The 26,662-nt window shown below is 40.5% G+C and carries 16 protein-coding genes and 1 pseudogene; 11 read left to right on the plus strand and 6 right to left on the minus strand.

Features of this window, described 5'->3' with window-relative positions; genetic code table 11:
- The first annotated feature begins 4 nt into the window (after positions 1-4).
- The gene (locus CXF74_RS14040; RefSeq protein WP_101083155.1) at positions 5-1,696 is read left to right on the plus strand and encodes an AMP-binding protein; all 1,692 of its coding nucleotides are present in this window, start codon (positions 5-7) and stop codon (positions 1,694-1,696) included.
- 66 nt (positions 1,697-1,762) lie between these two features.
- Here CXF74_RS14040 and fbp read toward each other — a convergent pair whose 3' ends face one another.
- Together fbp and CXF74_RS14050 are read right to left on the minus strand one after the other, a co-directional pair.
- Positions 1,763-2,761, minus strand: a complete 999-nt coding sequence (gene fbp, locus CXF74_RS14045) for a class 1 fructose-bisphosphatase (RefSeq protein ID WP_101083156.1) — start codon at positions 2,759-2,761, stop codon at positions 1,763-1,765.
- A gap of 372 nt (positions 2,762-3,133) precedes the next feature.
- Positions 3,134-4,639: a DUF3612 domain-containing protein gene (locus CXF74_RS14050; RefSeq protein WP_101083157.1), complete on the minus strand. Its 1,506-nt coding sequence runs from the start codon at positions 4,637-4,639 to the stop codon at positions 3,134-3,136.
- Positions 4,640-4,805: 166 nt separating this feature from the next.
- Between CXF74_RS14050 and CXF74_RS14055 the strand changes: the two are divergent.
- The 3 genes and pseudogenes from CXF74_RS14055 (at position 4,806) to CXF74_RS14065 (ending at position 9,915) form a co-directional block, all read left to right on the plus strand.
- Positions 4,806-7,003: pseudogene (locus tag CXF74_RS14055) on the plus strand (malate synthase G).
- A 68-nt stretch (positions 7,004-7,071) separates the two neighbouring features.
- On the plus strand, positions 7,072-8,667 hold the full coding sequence (locus CXF74_RS14060) for an isocitrate lyase (protein WP_198552862.1): 1,596 nt from the start codon (positions 7,072-7,074) through the stop codon (positions 8,665-8,667).
- Between the two features lie 150 nt (positions 8,668-8,817).
- The gene (locus CXF74_RS14065) at positions 8,818-9,915 is read left to right on the plus strand and encodes a polysaccharide deacetylase family protein (protein ID WP_101083159.1); all 1,098 of its coding nucleotides are present in this window, start codon (positions 8,818-8,820) and stop codon (positions 9,913-9,915) included.
- 67 nt (positions 9,916-9,982) lie between these two features.
- Here the strand turns inward: CXF74_RS14065 and CXF74_RS14070 are convergent, their stop codons facing one another.
- From CXF74_RS14070 to CXF74_RS14080, 3 genes are all read right to left on the minus strand, one after another.
- Complete coding sequence (locus CXF74_RS14070) at positions 9,983-10,873, minus strand: CheR family methyltransferase (protein ID WP_232772527.1); 891 nt, start codon at positions 10,871-10,873, stop codon at positions 9,983-9,985.
- 43 nt (positions 10,874-10,916) lie between these two features.
- The gene (locus CXF74_RS14075; protein ID WP_101083160.1) at positions 10,917-15,083 is read right to left on the minus strand and encodes a response regulator; all 4,167 of its coding nucleotides are present in this window, start codon (positions 15,081-15,083) and stop codon (positions 10,917-10,919) included.
- A 347-nt stretch (positions 15,084-15,430) separates the two neighbouring features.
- Positions 15,431-16,321, minus strand: a complete 891-nt coding sequence (locus CXF74_RS14080; RefSeq protein WP_101083161.1) for a LysR family transcriptional regulator — start codon at positions 16,319-16,321, stop codon at positions 15,431-15,433.
- A gap of 407 nt (positions 16,322-16,728) precedes the next feature.
- Between CXF74_RS14080 and CXF74_RS14085 the strand changes: the two genes are divergently transcribed.
- From CXF74_RS14085 to CXF74_RS14115, 7 genes are all read left to right on the plus strand, one after another.
- On the plus strand, positions 16,729-17,127 hold the full coding sequence (locus tag CXF74_RS14085) for a RidA family protein (protein ID WP_101083162.1): 399 nt from the start codon (positions 16,729-16,731) through the stop codon (positions 17,125-17,127).
- Between the two features lie 113 nt (positions 17,128-17,240).
- Complete coding sequence (locus CXF74_RS14090) at positions 17,241-18,716, plus strand: aldehyde dehydrogenase family protein (protein WP_101083163.1); 1,476 nt, start codon at positions 17,241-17,243, stop codon at positions 18,714-18,716.
- A gap of 91 nt (positions 18,717-18,807) precedes the next feature.
- On the plus strand, positions 18,808-19,833 hold the full coding sequence (locus CXF74_RS14095; protein WP_101083164.1) for a membrane dipeptidase: 1,026 nt from the start codon (positions 18,808-18,810) through the stop codon (positions 19,831-19,833).
- An 83-nt stretch (positions 19,834-19,916) separates the two neighbouring features.
- Positions 19,917-21,533 carry a BCCT family transporter gene (locus CXF74_RS14100; protein ID WP_101083165.1) on the plus strand — a complete coding sequence of 539 codons (1,617 nt, stop codon included), beginning with the start codon at positions 19,917-19,919 and terminating at the stop codon, positions 21,531-21,533.
- Between the two features lie 115 nt (positions 21,534-21,648).
- Positions 21,649-23,379, plus strand: coding sequence for a hypothetical protein (locus CXF74_RS14105; RefSeq protein WP_198552861.1), 1,731 nt, complete (start codon positions 21,649-21,651; stop codon positions 23,377-23,379).
- Positions 23,376-24,107, plus strand: coding sequence for a DUF3726 domain-containing protein (locus tag CXF74_RS14110; protein WP_101083167.1), 732 nt, complete (start codon positions 23,376-23,378; stop codon positions 24,105-24,107). Before CXF74_RS14105 ends, CXF74_RS14110 begins: the two co-directional genes overlap by 4 nt.
- A gap of 35 nt (positions 24,108-24,142) precedes the next feature.
- Positions 24,143-24,334, plus strand: coding sequence for a hypothetical protein (locus tag CXF74_RS14115; protein ID WP_101083168.1), 192 nt, complete (start codon positions 24,143-24,145; stop codon positions 24,332-24,334).
- 69 nt (positions 24,335-24,403) lie between these two features.
- On the opposite strand, the gene ettA is transcribed toward CXF74_RS14115, so the two are convergent.
- Complete coding sequence (ettA, locus tag CXF74_RS14120) at positions 24,404-26,077, minus strand: energy-dependent translational throttle protein EttA (protein WP_101083169.1); 1,674 nt, start codon at positions 26,075-26,077, stop codon at positions 24,404-24,406.
- Positions 26,078-26,662: the final 585 nt, after the last annotated feature.

Here is a 26,662-nt window from a genome sequence, read left to right on the forward strand (position 1 = left end):
CACTATGTCATCAATTAGTAAAAGTAAGACATTATTAGATGTTTCGACACTGGCTTTTTCTCAGTTCGCTGAGAGAACTTTTGTGGGTAACGTTGATGGTGAAACGATTACTTATGCGCAAGCAGAACAAAAAGTTCAAGCATTACAACAATTATTAATTTCAGCGGGAATAGAGCAAGGCGATAAAGTCGCGATATGCAGTGAAAATATGCCTAATTGGGGCATTGTTTATATTGCTATTACGAGTATGGGTGCGGTTGCTGTGCCTATTTTACCGGATTTTCATAGCAATGAAGTTCATCATATTGTGAAGCATTCGGAAGCAAAACTGATTTTTTTTTCCGATAAAATGAATAACAAACTTGCTGAAGATGATTTCACCTCTTCATTAGAGTTTGTGTTCTCGTTAGAAACGCTGTCACTAATTGAAAACTTCTCAAAACGATCAGAATTATTCGCCATGGGCAGTGAAAAGTTTGCTCAGTTTAAAGCGAAGTTGGGCAAAGTGGACCCTGTTAATAAGCTCATTATTGACGAACAAGACCTTGCTGTGATCATTTATACCTCAGGGACAACAGGCCAGTCAAAAGGCGTGATGTTGTCGCATAAAAACTTAGTTTCACAGGTATATCAAGCACAAAAGTTAATTGATATTAATGAAAGTGATCGCTTTTTATCAATTTTGCCACTGGCACACACTTTTGAGTGTTCTGCTGGGTTTTTAGTGCCTTTTTCTAATGGGGCTTCAATTTATTATATTAATAAAACACCCGCGCCTAAAATCATCTTAAAGGCAATGCAGCAAACAAAACCAACTTGTATGCTGAGTGTGCCTTTAGTGATTGAAAAAATTTACAAATCAAAAGTACAAGCCAGCTTCAATAAAAATGTAGTGATTAAATATCTTTATAATCATGTTCCTTTTGTACGTAAAAAATTGAATAAAATTGCCGGGAAAAAATTACAAGAAAGCTTTGGCGGTAAAATACGACTTTTTGGTATTGGCGGTGCGAAGCTATCTCCTTTTGTTGAACAATTTTTACAAGAAGCCGAATTCCCTTATGCGATTGGTTATGGCTTAACCGAAACAGCACCGATTATTGCGGGTGCGATACCGGGTAAAACAGCGGTAGGTACAACGGGATTGTTAGCTGAAGGCATCGAGCACAGATTTGTAAAACATGGACAAGAAGGCAACGATGCTGAATTACATGTTCGTGGCCCTAACATTATGATGGGTTATTACAAAGACCAAGCGCGTACCGATGAAGTATTAGATAAAGACGGTTGGTTAAATACCGGTGATCTTGGTTGTATAGATAAAAATGGTGTTTTGAGCATTAATGGTCGTAGTAAAAATGTGATTATTGGCGCTAGCGGTGAGAACATTTACCCTGAAGCCATTGAGTCTGTTATAAACGAACACGCACTAGTGGTTGATTCTTTGGTGTATGAATTAGACAGTAAAGTCGTGGCAAAAATTTATATCGATTATGATTTGTTTGATGAAACACATAACATCAATAATACCAGTGACTCCGCTTTACACGCTGAAATTTTAGCTATTCTAGAAGAAATAAAAATAGAAGCGAACACACTGTTAGCCAATTACTCAAAAATTTGCACTGTGTTTGAGCAATCAGAACCTTTTATCAAAACCCCTACCAAGAAAATTAAACGCTACTTACACGTTTAATTTATTGTTAATAAGTGCCACTCATTAGATAGTGGCACTTGTTTTTTAGTTACCCATGCTCTTTAGTTACCCGTGTTCTTTCATCATGGCCTGCGCAACATCAACCATGTTATTACTACCACAGAAGAAAGGAATACGTTGATGTAACTCTGTCGGTACGATTTCTAAAATACGTTGCTGTCCATCTATCGCCTTGCCTCCTGCTTGTTCCATCAAGAAAGCCATCGGATTACATTCATAAAGTAAACGCAATTTCCCATCAGGCGCAGACGCCGTAGAAGGGTAAATATAGATGCCTCCTTTTAATAAGTTACGATGAAAATCAGACACTAATGAACCAATATAACGAGAGGTATAAGGGCGCTGCGTGGCTTCATCTATCTCTTGGCAATACTTCAGATATTTTTTAACGCCGAGCGGAAACTTGAGGTAATTACCTTCATTAATAGAATAGATTCGTCCATCTTCAGGAATCTTCATGTTTTCATGTGAGAGGTAAAATACGCCTAGCGAAGGGTCACAGGTAAAACCATGTACGCCATTACCGGTGCTATAAACCAGCATGGTTGAAGAGCCATAAATGACATAACCTGCAGCCACTTGTTTTTCACCGGGTTGTAAAAAATCTTCAAGGGTAACGGGTGTCCCGAGTGGGCTAATACGTTTGTAGATAGAAAAAATGGTACCCACAGACACATTCACATCGATATTTGATGAGCCATCAAGCGGGTCCATCAATACCACGTATTTACTGTTACAACCGCGTTCACTATCAAAGGAGATAAATTCATCTTCCTCTTCTGATGCAATACCACAAACCTCACCACGCGCTTCTAATGCGGCTTTAAATTTATCATTAGCGTACAGGTCAAGCTTCTGTTGCACTTCGCCTTGAACATTCTCCACCCCCGTACTACCTGTAATATCAGCAATCCCTGCTTTATTTATCTCTCGATTAACCACCTTAGCCGCTAAACGGATAGCGCCTAATAGCAGGGTTAATTCACCGCTTGCCTCGGGAAAGTCTTGCTGTTTTTCAATAATAAATTCGCCTAACGTGATCATTTTTATTCCTCTTTGACGGGGTAGTTATAGTTTCAGTTATCTTGCGATAACGCTGTTGAAAAAATCTCATTTAAACCAATAAGCAGCACTAAAGTTCGCATTAATGGTTTATCCCTGAGTCTCTATACCAAGCGCATTTAATTTATGAACCGTCTTGCTGGTTAAAACGGGCGCTATCTACGTTATGAATCTTGAAAGGAGAATAACTACTTCCTGCAATTCATGCCTTGATAGCACTGATTTTTCCTGCGCAATACAAACCCACATATTTAATGCTCTTGGTATGACTTCCGTTTAGTAAAAAGGCACCTCAATGATGATGAGGTACTGAATTAATAGATGACTTAATAGATTGCTTAAGCAAAAGTCAGGTTATTGACAATAACAACTGGGTTTTCTAGGACAAACGGCGCCACGTGCACAAATAAGCTGTGCCTCTTGTTCAATGCCGCGGGTTATCCAATTTATATTAAGAATACGTGCCACACTGATGAGCACTTTTTTTATCTTCGCTGGAATTTTACTGGTACCACCATTGGCGATGCATAAGCGTTGTAATTCATTAACCAATTCAACTGCATCATGGCCCTGTGCTGCGATTGCTGGGTTTAACTCAATGCCCGTGCACAATACGTGGTGACTATTATTGAGATCTTGTACTTTAATCGACTCACAGCAATAAATTTTAGCGATACCATTTTCATTCAAAATAGAAAACTGCGCTGCTGTCCCCGTACCTTGTTGATCTAACATACGAAACACTGACCAATGCTGACAAGGGTCGCACACAATACGCATATTTCCCCAGGGTAAAGGAATACCATTTCCGCGATACACCGCTTTTAATTTACCCTGTGCGTAAGCATCAAAATAGTGCCAGTGCGTGTAAGCTGAAACGGCTGTCATTCGGCGCATTACCACCGATTCTGACACCTCTATTTGTTTGCATACTGCTATCTCATAACCTTGTCTATCAAGTAGTTGACGAAAAGGCACCTTAGGGCAAAGCAAAGCGGCGGCAAAAAAACTGCATTCAAAATCACGCCAAGCATGCAAAATATCCTGTGCATCGAGTTGGCTTGAAGAGGGGGACTGTTCTTTCTGAATATCGTATTCGGTTTGATCGCCAGCGACCATAATGCTTTTTTCACCATCACTATTGTGTAAAACATTGTGTCCAATGTGCACGGCAAGTTCATACTTTAACCGTGTTATATTTTTCTTTAATATTTTATTGAGATAAACCGTGCTCGGAGGTTGGAAATAAGAGGTCACCATTTTATTGCTTTTATCACTGACAAATTCATCTTCTGGCAAACGGGTGAACCAACGAATTTTTAATCCTCGCTCTTCACTTATTTGCATTAAATCGTCTACGTGGATAGGCATCTTTTTCAAACCAATTTCTTCTGCTGCACGTTCTAAATCAGGGAAATGGTTCTGGTGGTGTTCTTGGTGTGCGCGAATTAATAGGTGTGCAAATTGGCGTCCTGTTGTCCCGGTTTGCGATAACATTTCAGGAATAGCGATTTGAAGTATTTCATTTGAAAACAGAAAGCTAGGCTCAAGCGCCATGCCTTTTATCCCGCCTCTATTGCCTTTTTCGGGGGTAATATCTTGCGCTTCTGGCGCATCATCTAAAAACCATTGAGGCTGTTTTTGAAACACGGTCGCAATGACTTCTAGCATCTCTTCACTAGGCACGCGTTTGCCACGTTCAATCATTGAAAGATAGGAAACGGAGGGCGCATATTCTGCTTCTAATTTAATGCAACGTGATGACAAATCTTCCAGTGTTAAGCCGTTACGTTTACGTAAATTACGTATCTTTGTGCCCAAAAAATGAGACTGTCTTCCTAAGCTTTTTTTTATTTTCATTTTGTAAAATTTACACTGTGTAATTTTCTTTGTGAAATTATATGAATTTTTTCTCTGTAGTTACAAGCGTTGAATAACAAACAAGCAGAAAGAGTTTGAAAAGTGAGCGTTGGCAAGGTTTTCGAATTCTATTTAAAAATAAATTGATAATACCAAGGAGCAAAATATGAATTTACCTCAACGGAAACAGTGCGCTATTAATCCTGCCTTTTATCAGTTTATTAATGATGATATTTTGCCGCAGACACCTTTAAACAGTGTGAATTTTTGGTATGACTTAAACTGTTTAATCAGTGATTTTTCAGCCAAGAACACTGCGTTATTAGCAACACGTCAGCAAATGCAATCGCAAATTGATCAGTGGCATCGTGAAAACCCTATGACTGAAAACAGCATGAGCGAAACGTCAAAAAACGATTACCGTGAATTCTTGCAAGGTATTGATTATCTCACTCCCGCTATTGATGATTTTGTTATTGAAACAGAAAATGTGGATCCTGAAATTTCAACCATGGCAGGCCCACAGTTAGTGGTACCAGTAAGTAATGCTCGCTTTGCTCTCAATGCTGCCAATGCGCGTTGGGGGAGTTTATACGATGCTTTTTATGGCACAGACGTTATTAGCAAGCATGGCGAGCTAAACAATGAGAAAGGCTTTAACGCACACCGCGGTCAAGCCGTTATCAACAAAGCAAAAGATTTTTTAGATGCACATTTCCCGTTAAATGAAGGCTCTCATCACCAGGTATCGAGTTACTTGGTTTATTACCAACACCTACTCGCTTTCTTCCCCGATGGCAGTGAAAGTGGTCTAAAACAAGCCTGTCAGTTTGTAGCGTTTGATGGCTCTAAAAACGACCCAAGTTATCTATTATTAAAAAACAATGGTTTACATGTGGGATTACAGATCGACCGCCACGGAAAAATTGGCGCGACTGATAAAGCTGATGTTGATGATATTCAAATGGAATCTGCATTGACCACTATTATGGATTTTGAAGATTCAGTTTCTGCCGTTGATAGCAACGATAAAATTGCTGCTTACCGTAATTGGTTTGGTTTAATGCGAGGCAACCTGAGTGCCTCATTTACTAAAAATACGCAGTCTGTGCTGCGCTCATTAAATTACGATCGTAACTTTACCGCTAAATCGGGAGAAATGTACTGTGTGCCTGGCCGATCGTTATTGATGGTGCGTAATGTCGGTCATTTGATGGGCACGGATCTAATACAGGATATTGACGGTAATAATGCACCCGAAGGTATCATTGATGCCGTTATTACTGCGCTTATTGGCAGTATTGACCTCCAAAAAAATGCCGGAGATACATTTAGAAATAGTCGTGCAGGCAGCATCTATATTGTAAAACCTAAAATGCACGGGCCTGAAGAGGTACGTTTTACCTGCCAAATATTTAGTCGTGTTGAGCAGATGTTAAACCTTGCCGAAAATACTATCAAGCTTGGCATTATGGATGAGGAGCGCCGCACCGCACTACGTTAAATCTAAAGCAGTGTATTTATGAGGCGAAGTCTCGCGTGGTGTTTATCAATACGGGATTTTTAGATAGAACGGGAGATGAAATTCATAGCAGTATGTTAGCCGGTGCTTTTTACCCTAAAGCGATGCTTAAAAATGAACAATGGATAGGCGCTTACGAGAACAATAATGTTGAAATGGGTCTACGTTGTGGTTTTTCAGGCAAAGCGCAAATTGGTAAAGGCATGTGGGCGATGCCCGATGAAATGAGCCAAATGATGATCGAAAAAATTGCACATCCACACTCAGGCGCTAATACCGCTTGGGTACCTTCACCAACCGCTGCCACGTTACACGCTTTGCATTATCACCAAGTGGATGTTTTTCAGGCGCAAAAATCGATTGTAACTCGCACCCCTGCAACGATTGAAGACATGTTAAGCATTCCTGTTATGCCTACGAATATGCGTTTAACCGCGGAGCAGATAAACAGCGAGCTAGAGAATAATATTCAAAGTATTTTAGGTTATGTGGTGCGCTGGGTTGAGATGGGCATTGGTTGTTCAAAAGTCCCTGATATTAACAATATCGGATTGATGGAAGATCGCGCCACATTACGTATTTCAAGCCAGCATATTAGTAATTGGTTAATGCATAACATCTGTCATGAAGAACAAGTTAACCGCGTGATGGAAAAAATGGCCTTGATTGTTGATAAACAAAATGAAGGTATTGCGGGTTACCGCACTATGAGCCCTAACTGTGCAAACAGTCTTGCATTTCAGGCCGCTAGAGCACTTATTTTTAAAGGAGAGTCACAGCCAAACGGTTATACCGAACCGCTATTACATGAGTACCGCATATTAGCCAAGCAACAATGCTAGACATTTTTAACCACTATAAATAAACCATAACTTACCTTAATATAACTATGCATAGAGAGATAATAATGATGAATTATAAAGCTGAAATGAATAACGCAGACCAATTTGTAAACCAACAGGGCACAACTTGGAATGCCATTAATCCAGAATATGTGGCTCGTATGCGTCTGCAAAATCGTTTTAAAACGGGGTTAGACATTGCTAATTACACGGCAGAAATTATGCGTAATGATATGCAAGCCTATGATGAGAATAGTGAAAATTACACACAATCGTTAGGCTGTTGGCACGGTTTTATTGGTCAGCAAAAAATGATCTCTATTAAAAAACATTTCACCACAACAAAAGGCACTTATCTCTATTTATCTGGTTGGATGGTGGCCGCGATGCGCTCAGAGTTTGGCCCATTACCGGACCAATCAATGCACGAGAAAACCTCTGTGCCGATGTTAATTGAAGAGTTATATACCTTTTTAAAACAAGCAGATGCACGTGAACTGAATCATCTATTTAATGACTTAGATGACGCACAAAGCCGTGGCGACCAAGTGGCAATGCAAGCGGTGCAAAAACAGATCAATGAATTTGAAACCCATGTGGTACCTATCATTGCGGATATTGATGCGGGTTTTGGTAATGAAGAAGCAACGTACTTATTAGCTAAAAAAATGATTGAAGCGGGGGCATGTTGTATTCAAATTGAAAATCAGGTGTCCGATGCCAAACAATGTGGGCATCAAGATGGCAAAGTAACTGTGCCTCATGAAGACTTTTTAGCAAAAATTAATGCCGTACGTTACGCCTTTATGGAGCTCGGTGTTGAGCAGGGCATTATCGTTGCACGTACGGATTCATTAGGGGCGGGGCTAACGCAAAAAATCCCAGTTTCTCAATATGCAGGTGATTTAGCTGAGCAATACAATGCCTTTATTGATGGTGAAAAACTCAACTCGTTAGCGGATTTGAACTCAGGTGACATGGTACTTAGCCGTGCGGGTGAACTGATTAAACCTAATCGCCTGGCTAACGGACTCGTGCGTTTTAAACCTGATACAGGTGAAGATCGTGTGGTACTTGATTGCATTACTTCACTGCAACATGGCGCTGATTTACTGTGGATTGAAACAGAAGCGCCAAATGTCGAGCAGATTGCTGGCATGGTGAACCGTATTCGCGAAGTGGTGCCTAATGCTAAGTTGGTTTATAACAATAGTCCGTCTTTTAATTGGACGTTAAATTTCCGCCAGCAAGTCTTTGATGCTTGGTTAGAAGAGGGCATTGATTTGAGTTCATATCAGCGTAGTGATTTGATGAGCCCACTTTACGATAATACTGAGCTTGCTAGCGAAGCCGATCTTAAAATACAGAATTTCCAAAAAGAAGCATCAAAACATGCGGGTATTTTCCATCACCTGATCACACTACCGACTTACCATACCGCTGCGTTATCAACGGATAACTTGACCAAAGAATACTTCGGTGAGCGTGGCATGCTCGCTTATGTTGAAAACGTACAACGAAAAGAGATAAGACAATCGTTGGCTTCGGTAAAACACCAAGATATGTCGGGATCAAATATTGGTGACGATCACAAAGAGTATTTCTCAGGAGACCAAGCACTTAAAGCCTCGGGAGAAAATAATACCATGAGCCAGTTCTCGTAAAGGCTCACACTATTTAGTGACATTGGTATAAATTGAACGAATGGGCGCCATCACTAGATAGGTGATGGTTGTCTATTAATCACATCATTTTGCTGTTTTCATTGATTTTTTAAGAGACAATTCAGTCAATATTATTCAAGGATTGAATTTATGTCTCTTTTAAAAACAACAATGGTGACCACTCTGCTATTAACTGGCTACAGCACATATAGCCACGCCAATACACCTCCAGAATTATCACTTCAAAATGCCACTTGGAAATTTAATAAACAATCAGCTTATGCACTGCAACACGATGACTATTGTGGTGGTACGCAAGGCAGTATCGATACCATTGTCGTACCTGCATTATTAGCGCGAGGGTTAACGGCTTCATTTGGTGTGATCGCCAAAACCTGTTGGGCACCATTATGGGAAAAAGCCCGTGAGCATGTGAATGCCGGTTTTACGCTATTTAACCATTCAATGCGCCATACCCCCGCTTATAAACCGACCTGGGAAAAGAGCAACTTTAAGGTCATTTGGGATAACAAACGTGATATCGCAGATGCGAATCAAAGGATTAAAAACAAAACCGGATTTACCCCCACTTTTATGGCATTACCCTATGATATTGGTAGCGACGAAAGTTATGCCTATGTACGCGAACATTCAGAGTTAATTGCGATGCGTGCACCCGTTGAGAATAATGGCAAATGGTCGGGAAATTTGGGTATTAATCATAAAGATTTTAGTAATCCTTATAAGTTAAAAGTAGAGTTATTCCACAACTGGAGCCCTTATTGGAAGTTAGGTAAAAACAAACGTTTACCTGCTTTTTTACAGGAGACGATTGAACGAGAAGGTTTTGGTATTCAATACTTTCATGGGGTGGCTGATGAGTCTTATTATTCGGTCGCTAAATCTGAATATTTACACTTTTTAGATAAACTCAAAAAAGCCTCTGATGAAAATCTCGTTTGGGTTGCTGATGCCAGTGAAATAGTAAACTACCGTTTTGCACGTGAATATTGCACCTTAGTATTGCAAAGTCGTTCACAGAAGATGGCTAATTTTTCAGGACAAGGTTCATTAACCAGCACAAAAAAATGCAACAAAAGTAATGGTCAATTAACTGCAATGGCTGATATTGAAGATAATATTCGTAAAATAGAACAGGGTGGGCAAGCTATAAAATTTACTCAAGTTGCTGGAAAGTTACAGTTTGAATATGAAACGAATAAAGGGGATGTTGCGCTATATTTTTAATTTATTTTTTTAGCTTGGTGGTTGTTTCTTTAAGCATCAGCTATCGGCTATCAATCTACTTGATGCGTTAAGAGTTACGCTGATAGATACGTTGTGCTTTTGCGACGACTAAAAAGTTGTCTTTTTGATCGGTAAATTCCAATGATTCTTTATCCCCTAATAAGAGATACCCCCCTTGATGTAAACTTTGTTGAAAAAGAGATAACACATGGTTTTGTAAATTCTTATTAAAATAAATGAGTACATTACGGCATACAATAAGGTGCATCTTAGCGAAGCAAGAATCTTTAATTAGGTCGTGGTGAGCGAAGGTAATGTGCTCTTTGAGGGAATCGCTCATTTTTGCATAACTGTGTTTGGCTTGATAATAATCAGCAAAAGAGGCCTTACCATTTGCTAGTTGATAGTTTTCAGTAAACCCTTTTATTTTTTCTGCTTTATAAATGCCTTGCTCTGCGATATCGATAGAGTGGTTATTAAAGTCGGTGGCATAAATTTGGCAACGAGATAATAATCCTTCCTCTTTTAACATAATGGCTAAAGAATAAACTTCTTCACCCGTCGCGCAACCGGCATGCCAAATATTAATATGAGCATGTTTCTTTAAGTCGCTTAATACGGTATCTCTGAGCGTATTAAACACCTCGGGATCTCTGAACATTTCCGTGACTGTCACCGACATTTCTCGTAAAAACAGCGTAAAAAAGCCTTTTTCATGCAATATTTTTGGAATCAATTCACTTATGTTTTTAAGTTTATATTTGTTCAGGCAGTTATTTATTTGCCGAGTGAGTGAGCCGAGGCTGTAATTACTAAAGTCATAATTGTAACGAAACTTGATAGCCTGTAGTAACAAGGTCATTTCAAAAGCCGTGATGGCTTCTGCTTTTTGCTTTGCTGTCTTTCTTGCTTTATTAACAGGGACTGTCTCCGCTGATGATGCTTGGTTACTTACCAATAGACTCTCCTTTAATGTGATCAGGCTTAGGCTCTGGCTCAGATTATGTTGGGTTAAATAACCAAATTCGTAAAATAGAGATAAGCTTTTCAAAATCAATCGGTTTTGTTAAATATTCAGAGGCTCCAGACTTTAATGCAAGCTCGCGATCTTCGGGCATTGTTTTAGCGGTTAAGGCAATAATGGGCACTTTTTGATACTCTTTCATGCTACGGATTTTACTCATCGCTTCATTACCATCCATAATGGGCATCATGATATCCATCAGAATTAACTCAAAATCACTGTTTTTTTCTAATAATTCCAGTGCTTCTTTACCGTTATCAGCAATTTCAACATCACAACCTATCGCCAGTAGTTTTTTAGACAGGGCATAAGCATTACGCATATCATCATCGGCCAGTAATATTTTCCTGCCCTGTAACATGTCGTCTTCATCGTGTAATAAACGCATCGATAGTTTGTCTTTTTCGCTGATATTCTGCTGAACGTTTTCTTCTATATTGTGCAAAAATAGTGAAATGTCATCGAGTAAACGTGCTGGTGAATCGACACCTTTAATGACCACGGTGGATGAGTATTTGTCTAATTCAGATTGCTCTGCATCAGTCAGTTCTTTACCGGTATAAACGATGAAAGCAGGTAAATGTTCTAATTCTGTACTATTAATTTTCTGCAATAGTTCAATGCCGGTCATATCGGGTAAACCCAGGTCTAATATCACGCAGTCGTATTGCCCCGTGGTTATCTCACTAATGCCTGCCTCACCCGTGGAAACGCTGTTTGCCTGCAATCCTCTATTTTCTAATAATCGAGTTGTTGCGGTGCTGTGATTTTTATCATCTTCAATAATTAATATTTTTTGTGTTTTTACCTTTGATTGGTTTTCTATTTCATTGAGCACTTGTTGTAATTGTTCACTGCTCACAGGTTTAGTTTGTAAACCAATTGCCCCTTGAGTTAACGCTTCACTTTTATTTTCACTATGGGCTGAAATGATCTCTACGGGGATATTCCGTGTTTTGCTACTTGCTTTGAGTTGCTCTAAAACCTGATGACCATCAATATCCGGCAACATTAAATCTAAAATAATGCCACTGGGTTTATGTTGTTGCGCTAAATAGATACCGGAACGTCCATCGCCAGCGACTAAACATTTATAACCATTTTTACGCGCGTGATCTCTTAAAATTCTAGCAAATACCTTATCGTCATCAATCACTAACAGGGATTTGTCTGCAGTGCTGATAGAGAATCTATCATCATCAATAAACACATTAAGTTGCTGATCTATTTCTTGCTGCATTGTTGCAAAATTAGTGATATGTCTGGCCTTCACCGAGGGCGCTTCAGGGGCTTCTTTTTTAGGCGTTGATATATCATTTTCAATGAGCTTTGTTTCTTCATCTAGCTCATGAGCACCCTCATTATTAATAGGAATAAATAAGGTGAAACAACTGCCACTATTAACTTTACTTTCTAGTTGAATTTCTCCGCCTAACAGGTGACTGAGTTCTCGTGCAATAGTAAGCCCTAACCCTGTACCACCATATTTCCTGCTTGTTGAACCGTCTTCTTGTTGAAACGCTTCAAAAATAGCTTGAATCTTATCTTCGTTGATACCAATACCACTATCAGTAACACTAATCGCAATACAGTTTTGTGCTGTTAAGTGGTTATTTCTAAAGAGGATGTCTTCGCCAGGTTTAGTGAAATTAATATTCACTTCACCTACGGGGGTGAATTTAATGGCGTTAGAGATTAAGTTACGTAAAATTTGGTCTAATCGTTGGCTATCGGTGGTTATTTTTTCAGGTAAATCGAGGGCAATATCGGCTGTTAATTTAATATTTTTATCATTCGCTAAGGGGTTAAATAACTGCAGTAATCTACTTTTAATTTGTTGCAAAGGCACATTTTCTAAATGTATGTTTAATTTCCCCGCTTCTACTTTAGATAAGTCGAGTATGTCATTGATGAGTGACAATAAACTTTGCCCTCCATCATAAATGATGTTGGCATCTTCTACTTCTGTCTCATCTAAATGCCCGCTACTGTTTTCTGCCAAACTTTTTGATAATAACAATAAGCTATTTAGTGGGGTTCTCAATTCATGGCTCATATTCGCTAAAAATTCAGATTTATATTTACTGGCGATAGTGAGTTCTTTTGCTTGAATACTTAGCGCTTTTTCCGAGGCTTCAATATGATCTTTTTGCGCTTGAAGATCTTTTTGTTTTTTACCTAACTCCTCATTAGAGACGGTTAACTCCTCACTTTGTTGTCTCAGCTCCTCTTCAGATACTTTTAGTTGTTGAGTTTGCTCGATTAAATTTTCATTCGATGCTTTTAACTCTTCTTGTTGCTCTTGTAATGTGACCGCTTGTTTATTGGAATCAACTAATAACGTTTCGATACGTTGGCGCGCTTGTACGTTATTAATGACCACGCCTAAGCTAGTGCCAATTTGTCCAAGCAGATCTTGCTGTATTGTTGAAAAGGGGGTGAAAGAGGCTAGTTCAATGACCCCTAGGCAGTCATTTTCATAGAGCACGGGTAAGGCAATCACTGTTAAAGGTTTATATTGGCCAAGACCTGAAGATATTTGTATATATTCATTGGGTACGTCTGTTAATACGATCACTTTTTTCTCTAGTGCGCATTGACCAACCAGTCCCTGGCCAAGCTCAACCTGATTACTAACATGTTTTCTTTGCTGAAATGCGTAGGAGCCGAGGAGGTTAAGCAGGATGTCATCTTTTTCATTATCTGGTTTGGTTAAGATATAAAATACGCCATGACCAGCAGACACAGAGACCGCAAGTCGTTGTATTACCTCTTCAGTTAAGTGCTGTAAATTATTGACGCCTTGTATCGCGGAGTTGATTTTTTCAAGTTGTGTTTTCAGCCAGTTTTGTTGTTCAATATTATCCATGACCTCTGATTTTTCTTTGCTCTCCTGTAATAATTTATTATTTCTTTCTTTTAATTCAGTTAACATTTTTTGCAAGGCAAGGCCTAAAGAGTCTTCGCTGGAAAGTAATGTCACTTCGGTATCTAAGTTACCTTTTGCTATCTCTTGAGCAAGCTGGACACGTAAGTTTAATGATCTGACCATCTCTTTTAATGCCGCAAAAATACCCGTTAATTCGTGTTTAGATTTAAAATCGATATCTGTATAGCCACGTGCAACTTGCTGTGTAATGGCCATTATTTCCAGTGGCTCACCACCTATCGGGTGTTTGATTTTTTTACTGATATACCAAGCAACAACCAGTGAAAATAGCGTGCTAAACAAAGAGAAAAAACCAATGAAAACTAAAAAGCGTTCATTTTGGCTCACCAAAAGGGGACCTAAAATATCTTGGTCACTTTTTACCGAGAGTTTAACGTCTTCTGCTGCATTTGAAATGACAGGTCCAATGACGTCGAGCTGTTTGTTGATAATGGAATTACGAGTAGAAATTAATTTTTGTATTGCCGTTAAGTGCTTTTGATACAAGGTTCTGGCGGTAAGAAATTCGCTGAATAAAAGTCGACGTTGCGGGTTTTCGAGCTCCTTATCGAGTATTACTATTAACGGGTCAAGTTTAATGCCAATTTCTTGCTCAGCACGTTGTGATGCTTTGGGGGCATTGGTGTTGAGAAACTTATTGGCATAAAGGCGTGCGAGTAAAACATGCTCTTGCATACGTGCCGCATAGTAGGAAGCTTCTGGGTCTCTGTCATTAAATGCACTTTTCATAATCGCAGAAAGTTTGATGCGCATTTCTATGCCCGCGGGGTCTAAATTATCGTATACCAGGAGATCTCTTTGGTCTTTGAGTTCAACGACGGTATCAAAATTTCTGACGTAATCATGAATTGACTCACTGATGATTGATATCTTTTTTGACCGCTCTGGCTTTTGAATTTCTTGTTGTGCCTCGTCTAAAAATAGATTAAGTTTTTGAAGTCGAGACTGATAATTTTCAACACTTGTTTGGCTACCTGTTTTGAAAAATTCTTTTACATATAAACGTACCAGTAACATATTCGCCTGTAATCTACCTGCTAAATTGGTGTCACGAGCAAGTAATCTATAGTCCTTAAAGCTTTGCGTATTATCACTAAGCGCGCTGAAGGAAAGCACAGAGGTGGTGATTGAAATGGAAAGCAATATTCCAAATCCGAGTGCCAATAGGGTTGATAACCTTACATTATTAAGCATGTTTGCCTCTGTACTTATTAACTGTTCAGAAAGGAAATATGACGAAGTATTATTAATGATAGATGAATATTTAGCCTTTATTGATGACTGGCTAAGATATTATTGGCAATAAGCGCTTGTATCGCAAGTGAGTTTGATATGCGCTGCGTCTTGTTGGTTAAAACGAGCGCTCTCTGTGTGATGATTTTTTCAAGCTGAAAACGACTCATACCTTGGGAGCAGTGATTTTTCCTATGCAATATAAGGTTATAGATTGGCTGCATTTGGTATTATCACAATCGGACAAATTTCAATTGTTATTATTATTTAACCTGAGTGCTGTGTTTTATCCTGGCAGAGAACCAAGCTTACTCACATTGCTTGGTATCGTTGAGGTATTGCACGCATAAATCATGAAATATCTGTGCTTGAGGTGAAATGGTTCTATTAGCCAGTTTGAAAATACCAATTTGACGCTCAAGAGGTGGATCCGTTAAAGGGATCCAAATTAACGGGCTCTCGTTATTTGGAAAAGCAAGCTTAGGTAAGGTCGTGACACCAATGCCCAGCTCTAATACGGATAATAAAGAGGTAATGTTTTCTATTGAGTAAAGTGCATGTTGACTGAGCACGCGCGCAGGGGTGGGATCTAATAATGTGCACGTTCCATTTCTTATAAAAGGCTGACTTAACAAGGTTTGCCATTCTATGCCTTGCGCATGTAACGCGATGGGATTATCGGGTAAGCAGACCACGCCAATCGGGTCGGTGATCAGCGGACTAAAATCTATCGCGGTATCTTCAACATGAGAAATATTACCCAGCGCTAAATCCACTTCTCCTGCTAATAATCTCGCGCTGACTCCGGCTGCATTATCATCAATTAAGCTGACTTCTACATTAGGATATTTTTCACAAAATAGACCTAATACATTAGTGATCAGTTTGGCTGCCACTGAAGGCACGCTCGCTATTCTGACTCTTCCCTCTTGTCCTGCAGCTGCTGCGCGTAAATCACTGTCTAAGGCACGGTAGTTTTTCAAAAATTGTATTATTTTGGGTAAACAGATTTCACCAAATGCCGTTAATGTTGATTTGTTTCCCGCTTCAAAGAGTGAGTGGCCGAGCACTTTTTCAAGCTCTTTTATTGAGGTGGAAAGGGCTGCTTGAGAACGATTGGCTCGCTGTGATGCGGCCCGAAATCCCCCTTCTTCGACAACCATTATAAAATGACTTAATTGTTGTAGCTTAATATTCATGGGAGGGCCTTTTAAACGGATGATTAACCAGACACTTAAATCTGCTAGCGAAAGTGGATAGATTTCTATTATCAAAGGGGAAAAACTTTATCGATTTATTTATCGTTAGTCAAAGGCCGTCACTGTATCTGAATCACGTAACTGTACTTTTTCACTTAATATTTTAAATCGATGGAACAAGCTGAAACAGCACTTCTTAGAGCAGGATCACAAAATAGTTATTCGTGTTCAGGGAGTTTGAGCCTCCCATTTTCTTGTCAGCCCGCTAATTACCTTGTTCTTAATAAGGTGATAAGTTTTTCTTATCAAATGTAATAATTTTCTCGTTATATTTATCAGAACTCAAAAGGTAGTGTACTAACATCTTGTTATCCAGTTGTTAAATTATTGTTAATGGTGAGTATGAAATGAACGATAAAAACATTAAATTTCCTGTTAAAACAGCACTCTTTGCTTCAAAAGCGCCGCTCGAATGGGCCATTGTTAATAACGGTACCCTTTATACTGCACAAATTCCGATTGATGAAAGTGGCGCTGTTGTTGCTGGTGGTATCGAAGCGCAAACACGCCAAACCTTTAGTAACCTAGCTCATACCTTAACTTGTGCAGGCGAATCCTTAGACTCTGTGCTTCAAGTATTAATTTATGTGACTGATCGCGAATATTTGAAAACCGTGAATAGTATTTACGCAGAGTATTTTAATGCGCCTTATCCTAATCGTGCTGCCATTGTGGTTGCTGGGCTCGCTCGTGAAGAGATGTTAGTGGAATTTGTAGTTTACGCTGCTGTTTCTCAAAGCGAATAATCATTTTTTAGAAAATAATTTAGTTAATAAAAACAACCTAATCACAGTATTAATCACTTATTTATATGGCCAGTGACTGCATAAAGGTCGCTAACCATCACAAGGATACAAACATGACTCAAGTACACCAGCTTCAAACAGAAACGCTAAAAACAGAAAATTCGCTTTATATTGGCGGGCAATGGCAGTCAGGCACAAGCACGATTAAAAACATTAACCCATCAGATATCACAGAGAGCCTAGGTGATTTTGCACAGGCCAGTGAAGCGCAAGTTCACCAAGCGATTGCGGCTGCAAAAAATGCGCAGCCAGAGTGGGAAAAAACCCCGCTTGAGCGTAAACAAGCTGTATTACAAGCCATCGGTGATGAGTTAATCGCACGTTGTGATGAACTGGGCAAGTTACTTTCTCGTGAAGAGGGTAAACCGTTTTTAGAAGGCCGTGGCGAGATTTATCGTGCAGGTCAATTCTTTCAGTATTTCGCAGCAGAAGTTTTACGTCAAATAGGTGATAGCGCCGATTCAGTTCGACCAGGCGTTTCAGTGGAAGTGACACGTGAAGCGGTAGGGGTGATTGCGATTATTTCGCCTTGGAATTTTCCGACTGCAACCGCTGCTTGGAAAATTGCCCCAGCCCTTGCGTTTGGTAACAGTGTTATTTGGAAACCTGCCAACCTAACACCGGCGAGCGCCGTGGCCTTAGCTGAGATTATTCACCGTCAGGGCATTCCAGCTGGGACGTTCAACTTGATTCTGGGTAATGGTGCTGAAGTGGGTAATGCACTTATTCACTCAAAAGAAATTAATGGCGTTAGCTTTACGGGCTCTGTTGATACGGGACGTAAAGTGGCCATCGCAACGGCACCAAACTTTGTACGTTGCCAACTTGAGATGGGCAGTAAAAATGCCTTAGTGATTGCCGATGATGCGGATATTCATACCGCCGTTGAAGCAACAATTGCAGGTTCATTTTCAGGCGCAGGTCAAAAATGTACAGCGTCATCACGTTTAGTGGTAATGGACGGTGTTCATGATGCCTATGTTGATGCGCTGATTAAACGTATGTCGGAATTAAAAGTGGGTCATGCTTTAAAAGAGGGCATGTTTATGGGGCCTGTAGTGGATGCTAATCAATTACAATCCAATTTTGATTGGATTGCTAAAGCCAAACAAAGTGGCGCTGAATTAGCCTTTGGTGGCGAGCGTTTGGACTTAGAACATGACGGTTATTACATGTCTCCAACACTCTTTTTGAATACCCAAAATAGCTGGGAAGTGAATCAAGAGGAAGTGTTTGCGCCAATGGCGAGCATTATTCGCGTGGCTAATTTAGAAGAAGCGATTGCCACTACCAACGATACTCGATTTGGTTTAACTGGGGGCATTATTACCCAAAGTTTACGTACCAGTGCGATGTTCAAACAGCAAGCACAAACCGGCTGTGTGATGGTCAACTTGCCAACTGCGGGTACCGATTACCATGTACCGTTTGGTGGACGAAAAGAGTCAAGCTTTGGTCCGCGTGAGCAAGGCCAATACGCAAAAGAATTTTATACCGTTGTAAAAACAGCTTACCAACGCGCTTATTAATAGCCTGAGATGAGTCATTCATCATAAATGGCTTAGTCGTGAGCAGTTAGCTGTTTTGAAACAATGTAAGTAATTGTATTAAGGGATAATTATGTATAAAAAACGGATCATAATTGATGGCTTGCAGTATTGTCGTTGGGATAGAGAATACTTTCAAGTACTCAAAGATAGCGGTATTACGGCTGTTCACGCCACTATGGTGTACCACGAAAATGCGCGTGAAACATTAACGCGTTTTGCTGAATGGAATTTAAGATTCGAGCAAAATGCGGATTTGATCATGCCGATTCATTCGATGGCAGATGTAGCAACTGCAAAACGTGTCGGCAAAGTGGGTATCTATTTTGGCGCGCAGAACTGCTCACCGATTGAAGATGAAATAGGTTTGATTGAAGTGATGCGTCAGCAAGGTTTGTTGATTATGCAGCTCACTTATAATAACCAAAGCTTGTTAGCGACTGGGTGTTATGAACAACACGATAGCGGCATTACCCGTTTTGGTAAGCAAGCTATCGAAGAGATGAATCGTGTGGGTATGGTGATTGATATGTCACATAGCGCAGAGCGTTCAACGCTTGAAGCGATTGATTTATCGTCTCGCCCTATTTGTATTAGTCATGCAAACCCTAACTTCGCGCACCATGCACTGCGTAATAAATCTAATGATGTAATTAAAGCCTTAACCGCACGAGGTGGCTTAATTGGCTTTAGTTTATACCCATTCCACTTGCCTAATGGCAGTCAATGTAGCTTAGAAGACTTCTGTCAAATGGTCGGGAAAACGGCTGATTTAGTTGGGGTAGAACATTTAGGCATCGGCAGCGATTTATGCCTTAACCAACCGCAACAAGTCTTGCAATGGATGCGTAATGGCCGTTGGTCAAAAACCATGGATTATGGCGAAGGGTCTGCTACCAATGCTGCATGGCCTGATGCATTACCTTGGTTTTGTGGCAGCGCAGGCATGGAAAATATTTATAACGGTTTAATACGTTCAGGGTTTAGTGAATCTGAAACAGGAAAAATATTGGGAGAGAATTGGTTTAACTTTTTAGAGGCCGGTTTAGCGCCGACGTCAAACAAAGTTGTCCACTCAGCATGGAAACAACCCGCCTAATAGACAAATCATAGGCGGGGAAAGAACCCGCTTATCATCATTATTTATATGGTCACTACCTACGTCATCAATGGAGCCCGAATATGTCTGATTTAAGTCACAGCACAAAGCGTGAACATGCTGTTTACGTGGAAGGTGATAACACGTCATCTTTAAGTAACCAAGCACTCAATGAAAATAGCCCATCCAGTACCTTTGATAAGCTGGGGTTGAGTAATCCCGCTTTTTGGTACAGTGGCGGTTTTATCGCCTTGTTCGTTTTGTTCGCACTCTATGATGGTGAAATGTTATCAAGCATAGTGAATACAGGGTTTTCATGGGCGGTAAAATTCTTTGGGCCTTATTGGCAGTTACTGTTGTTACTGACGTTTTTGATTGGTATTGGTCTGGCTGTGGGACGCACGGGTCGGGTTATTCTTGGCAGCATCAAAACGCCTGAAATGGATGGCTTTCGTTGGATGGCGATTATATTTTGTACCTTACTCGCTGGTGGGGGCGTTTTTTGGGCCGCCGCAGAGCCAATTGCACATTTTGTCAGCGCGCCACCCCTTTATGGTGCGCAAGACAATCCTCAACAAGCCGCTGTGAATGCATTATCACAATCATTTATGCATTGGGGATTTTTAGCCTGGGCGATTGTGGGCAGTTTGACCTCTATTGTTGTGATGCATTTACATTACGATAAAGGCTTACCGCTAAAACCACGTATTTTGCTTTACCCCGTACTCGGTGAGCGTGCACTTAAAGGCCATACCGGCGCATTAATTGATGCATGTTGTATCGTTGCGGTGGCAGCCGGCACTATCGGCCCTATTGGATTTTTAGGTCTGCAAGTGAGTTACGCATTAAATGTGTTGTTTGAAATTCCCGATGGTTTTACCACGCAACTGATCATTATTATCTTTGCCATTGTTTTGTACACTTTATCTGCATTAAGTGGGTTAAACCGTGGGATGCAAATGTTGAGTCGTTATAACGTTATTTTAGCGATGGTGCTAATGGCTTACATCCTGATTTTTGGTCCAACGAATTTCATCTTTAATAGTTATATCCAAGGTGTCGGTAGCATGTTGGATAACTTTATCCCAATGGCCACTTACCGTGGTGATGAAGGCTGGTTAAGCTGGTGGACGGTCTTCTTTTGGGGATGGTTCTTGGGTTATGGCCCGATGATGGCCATCTTTATTGCACGTATTTCTCGTGGTCGTACTATTCGTCAGTTGGTTGTTACTATCAGTGTCATTGCCCCTCTAGTAACGTGTTTCTGGTTCACCATTGTTGGTGGCTCAGGGCTGGCCTTTGAAATTGCAAACCCGGGCAGTGTGAGTAGCGCATTTGAAGGTTTTAACTTACCGGGTGCATTATTAGCGATGACACAACAGCTGCCATTGCCGACCTTAGTATCAATTTTATTCCTGATTTTGACCACGATATTTATCGTCACAACAGGGGACTCGATGACCTATACCATCAGTGTTGTTATTAGTGGTGAGACTGAGCCAAATGCCATTATTCGTGTTTTTTGGGGCGTTATGATGGGGGTCACTGCATTAATATTAATCTCACTTGGCTCCGGAGGTATCTCTGCGCTGCAGTCCTTCATTGTGATCACCGCTGTTCCTGTTTCTTTTATCTTGCTGCCATCACTGTGGAACGCACCACAAATTGCGTCAAAGATGGCTAAAGAGCAAGGGCTATAACACTAACAAAAATAACACTAAAAAAATAAGACTAACCAAAGTCGCTGAAATCGAGAGGGTGCATAGCCTCTCGGACATGAAAAACTATTATAACTATCAAAGAGTGGTGAGGAATATGAGTGCACATCGTTGGACCTACACTGAAACACAGATGCGCAATGCAGAAATTGTGATGGCGCCAGAAAGACTAGGGGCTATGCACCAGACTCGCCTTAGCTTTGTCAGAACATTGATTCGTAAAATGGCACAACAACAATGGAAAGTCAGCCAACATGAATGGCAACTTTCCACGCAGGGCTTTGGCCATGTGATATACAAATTAGCCACACCGAATCATATTTATCACTTAGTCGTATTTTGCGATGAGATAGCGGACGATGATCGTAATGATCGTGTCATTGCTGAAAAATGGGATGTCACCTTCGCACTGATTTATGGTGAAGTGGATATGAGCCTACTGGCTAAATTGAAAGCCAATGTGCCATTGCAAGAAGCGGGGCGTAATCCCAATAATGTCATGGTATTAGCGCGAGCAAACAAAAGTGTACGTGTGTTTGAACACATTGTCGGACACCTTGCTAAAGGAACGCAGCCAACGGCAAAAGAGCTGGCAGAAGTCGGTTATATTCTACGTACTACCGCTGTTTATGGTAATGGGAAATTTGGTATTGCCGACTTTAAACTATTAGAAAACAACCCTGACTTTAACCAGTCTTTCAGTGCTCAAATGTGTGCCGTATACCTACTGCGTGCATTTAGTTTAGATTGGGTTAATTACCTCGCTAAACAACGCGGTGGTGAACAAGCTGCAACCTTAGATCGTGAATTACAACGTTATTTAGGCGTGGGTAATGCAACGGGTTTAGGCATGGCGCCTTACCTCATTAATCACCCTTGTGTGGTTGATCAATGGATGACAACACGAGAAAAAGCCTTAGCTGCTGTGCTCGAATGTGCAACTGAGAGCGCTAAATTAGTGCCATTACAGTTTTTTTTACAAAAAGCGATTAAGCATCTTGAACAGGTAATGACCATTAACGACGTTCAAAAAGAGTGTAATGCGCTAGCGGTCGTTGAGTTAACAGAACTTGTTAGTCAGTTAGCGGGATGGGTTGCACAACATCAGACTTGGGGTGCGTTATTAGCGCAGTCGGCTCATTTCAGTTTAGAAACACAAGAGATTCTACTGGCCTGTTTGATGGAAATTTATCCGCAATTAGTGGATAGCTATCAAGAGCAGATGAATTGTGATGAAACGCTGTCTCTGCCAAGTGGTCAAAAAGTTGAGGACTTGTTACGGGTACTGAAACAAAATTACGCTTGGGCGATTAATACAGATTACACAGAGCAAGAGAATCAGTATTGGTTCTGGTATCGCTCTGAAGACAAAGAAGAGCCAAGGTTAGGCATACGCGGAGAAGAACCCGGTGAAGACCGAGAATCACGTTTAGATATTGGCCGCCAAGCAAATCATTTATACCTCGCGCTGGTTAAACTCGCACCGACATTATCCTTGGCTGAATTTCTAGTGAAGCAACCTGAGTATCGCACCATTGCAAGGCGCGTTTGGACATTGGGTAACAAAGTCATGGGTGATATTCAAATGAATGTTTTGCATAAAGAGGCACTGCCTATTCATCTACTGCGCTGTAAATTATCTATTTTTGGCGCAACGGCTTTTGACCCGCGATCAGATAGATGGGTGCGTGTGACCTTTTTTCAAGGCGCGCCATTGCTCGATGAAATTCATCAGCAGACATTAAAAGATGATTGGTTATTTCCATTATTGCCAAATCAGAATGAATTGTTAAATCATGGGCTAATGTCCGAGGGTAAAAAATTATGATCGTTTCTCACAATGAATTAGTGACGGCTGTTAATAAAGCCTTTCTAGGTATGCGCCGTTCCTGTGGTGAAGCGGATGTTATTGCCAATATGGTGGTTGATTTGCAAATGGTGGGTTTGCATGGCGTACGTCATTTTAATAACGCCAGTGCGTACCTCGGGTTAGAAATTGACTTACCGGCGGACATTTATATCAACAGTCAAAACACCCTTGAGGTTGATTTACATAACGGCAGTGTGGCTTGTCATTTACCGGTGGTGATGGATTATGCCATTGAAAATATGGTGGGGTTTAAATCGCTGAAAATAACCTTAAAGAACTGTCATAACCGCTGGCTGGCTTTTAGTGAATTAGTAAAGTTAGCCTCAAAGGGCATTGCGTGCTCGGCTGCATGGGACAATGGCAGTAGCCCTAAACGCACATTATGCGTGCTGAATCGAGGTTGTGTTATACCCGAATTGTTTTTTTCTGAGCTGTTTTTTGACAGCAAAGCGCAATTACACGATATGACCATTGAGCTGTCAGTACAGGACTTTGATATTACTGAGTTATCCGATGGTTACAGCACACAGGTTGATGCGAATGAACTGCTTCAAACGCAACATACAGCATGGAAAGAGGGAATTTTTATCGATGATGCCGAGTGGTTAAGTTTAAAGAAAACCGCCACCGCTATTCTTGTTGAAAATAGTCAGCAATCGGTGCAAGGCGCTGGTGGGCTTGTCTGATACTGCTAGTGGAACTGAAATATAAGGTGATTAATATGCTTAAAAACAAAGATAAAAACAGTACAGAATGTAAAGCGCGGTTATTAAACGAGGCTAGCCAGCATTCAGTATTACAACTTAAACATTATTTTTCTAAACGCGGTGTGACACATAAAAAAGTAGATTCATCACATGAATCGCCATTAGGGGATATTGTGACTGCTGAGTATGTACGGGGTTATAATTAGTGCAGATGTTTATCGTATATGAAAAAAAAGCCTCTATTGATAGAGGCTTTTTTGTTTTTAGGGGTTAACCTAACTAATACGTTTGTACTTAATACGATGTGGTTCAGCAGCTGCTGCACCAAAGGTTTTCTTCAACCATGCTTCATATTCAGTGTAGTTACCTTCGTAGAAGTTCACTTTACCTTCATCGCGGTAATCGATGATATGTGTTGCAATACGGTCTAAGAACCAACGGTCATGTGAAATCACCATCACACAGCCAGCAAAGGCAAGCAATGCATCTTCAAGTGCACGTAACGTTTCGATATCTAAATCATTGGTTGGCTCATCGAGTAATAACAAGTTACCACCAGATTTAAGCAGTTTAGCAAGGTGTAAACGACCACGCTCACCACCTGAAAGGTTACCCACGGTTTTTTGTTGATCGGTGCCTTTAAAGTTAAAGCGACCTAAATAAGCACGACTTGGTATTTCAATCGTACCTACTTGGATAATATCACTACCACCAGAAACCTCTTGGAAAACGGTCGCGTTGTCATCCATGTGATCACGGAACTGTTCAACACTGGCCATTTGTACTGATTCACCAATGATAATCTCACCAGAGTCTGGTTTTTCAGCGCCACTTAACATTTTAAACAGCGTTGATTTACCTGCACCATTGGCACCGATAATACCCACGATAGCGCCTTTAGGAATACTAAAGGTTAAATCGTCGATTAATACACGGCCATCAAATGACTTAGTTAAGTTATTTACATCAACCACTTGATCGCCTAAACGCTGACCGGTTGGAATAAATAGCTCATTGGTTTCGTTACGTTTCTGGAAGTCTTGATTATTAAGCTCTTCAAAACGTGATAAACGCGCTTTGCTTTTAGACTGACGTCCTTTCGCATTTGAACGAACCCATTCCAGCTCTTGCTCAATTTGGCGTTGACGCGCTTTCTCTTTAGACGCTTCTTGTTTAAGACGATCATTTTTTTGCTCAAGCCATGAAGAGTAGTTACCTTCCCATGGAATACCGTAACCACGGTCAAGCTCTAAAATCCAACCCGCTACATTATCAAGGAAGTATCTATCATGCGTGATGGCAACAACAGTCCCTTCGTAGTCGTGTAAGAAACGCTCAAGCCATGCAACAGATTCAGCATCCAAGTGATTGGTTGGCTCATCAAGTAATAACATGTCAGGTTTTTCAAGCAATAAACGACATAAAGCCACACGGCGACGTTCACCACCAGAAAGTACTTTAATCGGTTGATCCCAAGCAGGTAAACGCAGTGCATCAGCCGCACGTTCAAGTTGGTTTTCTAGGTTATGACCATCATGTGTTTCAATGATATCTTCAAGTTGCCCTTGGCGTTTAGCCAGCGCATCAAAATCCGCGCCTTCTACTGCATAATCCGCATAGACTTGGTCTAATGCTGCTAACGCATTTTTAACTTCGCTGACGCCTTCTTCAATGACTTCACGTACATTTTTTTCTAAATCAAGAATCGGCTCTTGCGGAAGGTAACCAATTTTTGTACCCGATAAAGCGTGTGCTTCACCTTCGTACTCTTTATCAACACCCGCCATTATTTTTAATAACGTAGATTTACCTGAGCCATTCAAACCTAAAACGCCGATTTTAGCGCCAGGGAAAAAGCTAAGAGAGATATCTTTTAAAATAGTGCGCTTAGGTGGAACCACCTTGCTCACTCTGTTCATGGAGAATATAAATTTATCGGGAAGAGCCATATCAAAACCTTTTAAGAGAGATAATTTATTGAGGGCTATTGTAAGTGCTTGTAAAGTAGTGCGTCAATGAAATGGTTGCATATATTGGATTTGGATTACCGAAATGAAGTATTTGCCTAAATGTTATAAAAATAGCCGTGTCACCCGTCATTCCTGAGTTGCTTTATCGGGAGTCTTTGTTTGGCTAAGCTGCATAATTGGTAGTCACGTAGAAAGTTGTTCGTCTGCGCTCATCCATCATTTATTCCAACAAGGGCACGCAGAGCTTAGCCCGTTCATGACAATATGTTTTCGCATAATTCACTGTGAAAATAATGAATAGCTATTTTTAATGCCAATGAAATCAAGAGACTAAAAATTTAAGTTTATGGGTGCTGAGATGGTCACTCCACGAAGGCATCGCAATGTGCCATATTAGATGAGTGTTCAGCAAATCTAACCCATGGAGTGACCAATATGAAATGTAGCGTAATTAGTATCGACCTAGCAAATAATATATTCCAAATTTGTGTGCTAGATGAAATGCGCCAAGTTCTGTTTAACAAAAAAGTAAAACGTTTAGAGCTGATTCATGAATTAAGACCG

The organism is Psychromonas sp. Urea-02u-13, assembly GCF_002835995.1.
In the GTDB taxonomy this organism is placed as follows: domain Bacteria; phylum Pseudomonadota; class Gammaproteobacteria; order Enterobacterales; family Psychromonadaceae; genus Psychromonas.

Excerpts from the sequence above, each read along its gene's own strand:
- CXF74_RS14060 (WP_198552862.1), top strand. The coding sequence starts at position 7,072 with ATGAATTATAAAGCTGAAATGAATAACGCAGACCAATTTGTAAACCAA.
- CXF74_RS14080 (WP_101083161.1), bottom strand. The coding sequence starts at position 16,321 with ATGAATATTAAGCTACAACAATTAAGTCATTTTATAATGGTTGTCGAA.
- CXF74_RS14095 (WP_101083164.1), top strand. The coding sequence starts at position 18,808 with ATGTATAAAAAACGGATCATAATTGATGGCTTGCAGTATTGTCGTTGG.
- fbp (WP_101083156.1), bottom strand. The coding sequence starts at position 2,761 with ATGATCACGTTAGGCGAATTTATTATTGAAAAACAGCAAGACTTTCCC.
- CXF74_RS14090 (WP_101083163.1), top strand. The coding sequence starts at position 17,241 with ATGACTCAAGTACACCAGCTTCAAACAGAAACGCTAAAAACAGAAAAT.
- CXF74_RS14110 (WP_101083167.1), top strand. The coding sequence starts at position 23,376 with ATGATCGTTTCTCACAATGAATTAGTGACGGCTGTTAATAAAGCCTTT.
- CXF74_RS14050 (WP_101083157.1), bottom strand. The coding sequence starts at position 4,639 with ATGAAAATAAAAAAAAGCTTAGGAAGACAGTCTCATTTTTTGGGCACA.
- CXF74_RS14105 (WP_198552861.1), top strand. The coding sequence starts at position 21,649 with ATGAGTGCACATCGTTGGACCTACACTGAAACACAGATGCGCAATGCA.
- CXF74_RS14085 (WP_101083162.1), top strand. The coding sequence starts at position 16,729 with ATGAACGATAAAAACATTAAATTTCCTGTTAAAACAGCACTCTTTGCT.
- CXF74_RS14075 (WP_101083160.1), bottom strand. The coding sequence starts at position 15,083 with ATGCTTAATAATGTAAGGTTATCAACCCTATTGGCACTCGGATTTGGA.
- ettA (WP_101083169.1), bottom strand. The coding sequence starts at position 26,077 with ATGGCTCTTCCCGATAAATTTATATTCTCCATGAACAGAGTGAGCAAG.
- CXF74_RS14065 (WP_101083159.1), top strand. The coding sequence starts at position 8,818 with ATGTCTCTTTTAAAAACAACAATGGTGACCACTCTGCTATTAACTGGC.
- CXF74_RS14100 (WP_101083165.1), top strand. The coding sequence starts at position 19,917 with ATGTCTGATTTAAGTCACAGCACAAAGCGTGAACATGCTGTTTACGTG.
- CXF74_RS14040 (WP_101083155.1), top strand. The coding sequence starts at position 5 with ATGTCATCAATTAGTAAAAGTAAGACATTATTAGATGTTTCGACACTG.
- CXF74_RS14115 (WP_101083168.1), top strand. The coding sequence starts at position 24,143 with ATGCTTAAAAACAAAGATAAAAACAGTACAGAATGTAAAGCGCGGTTA.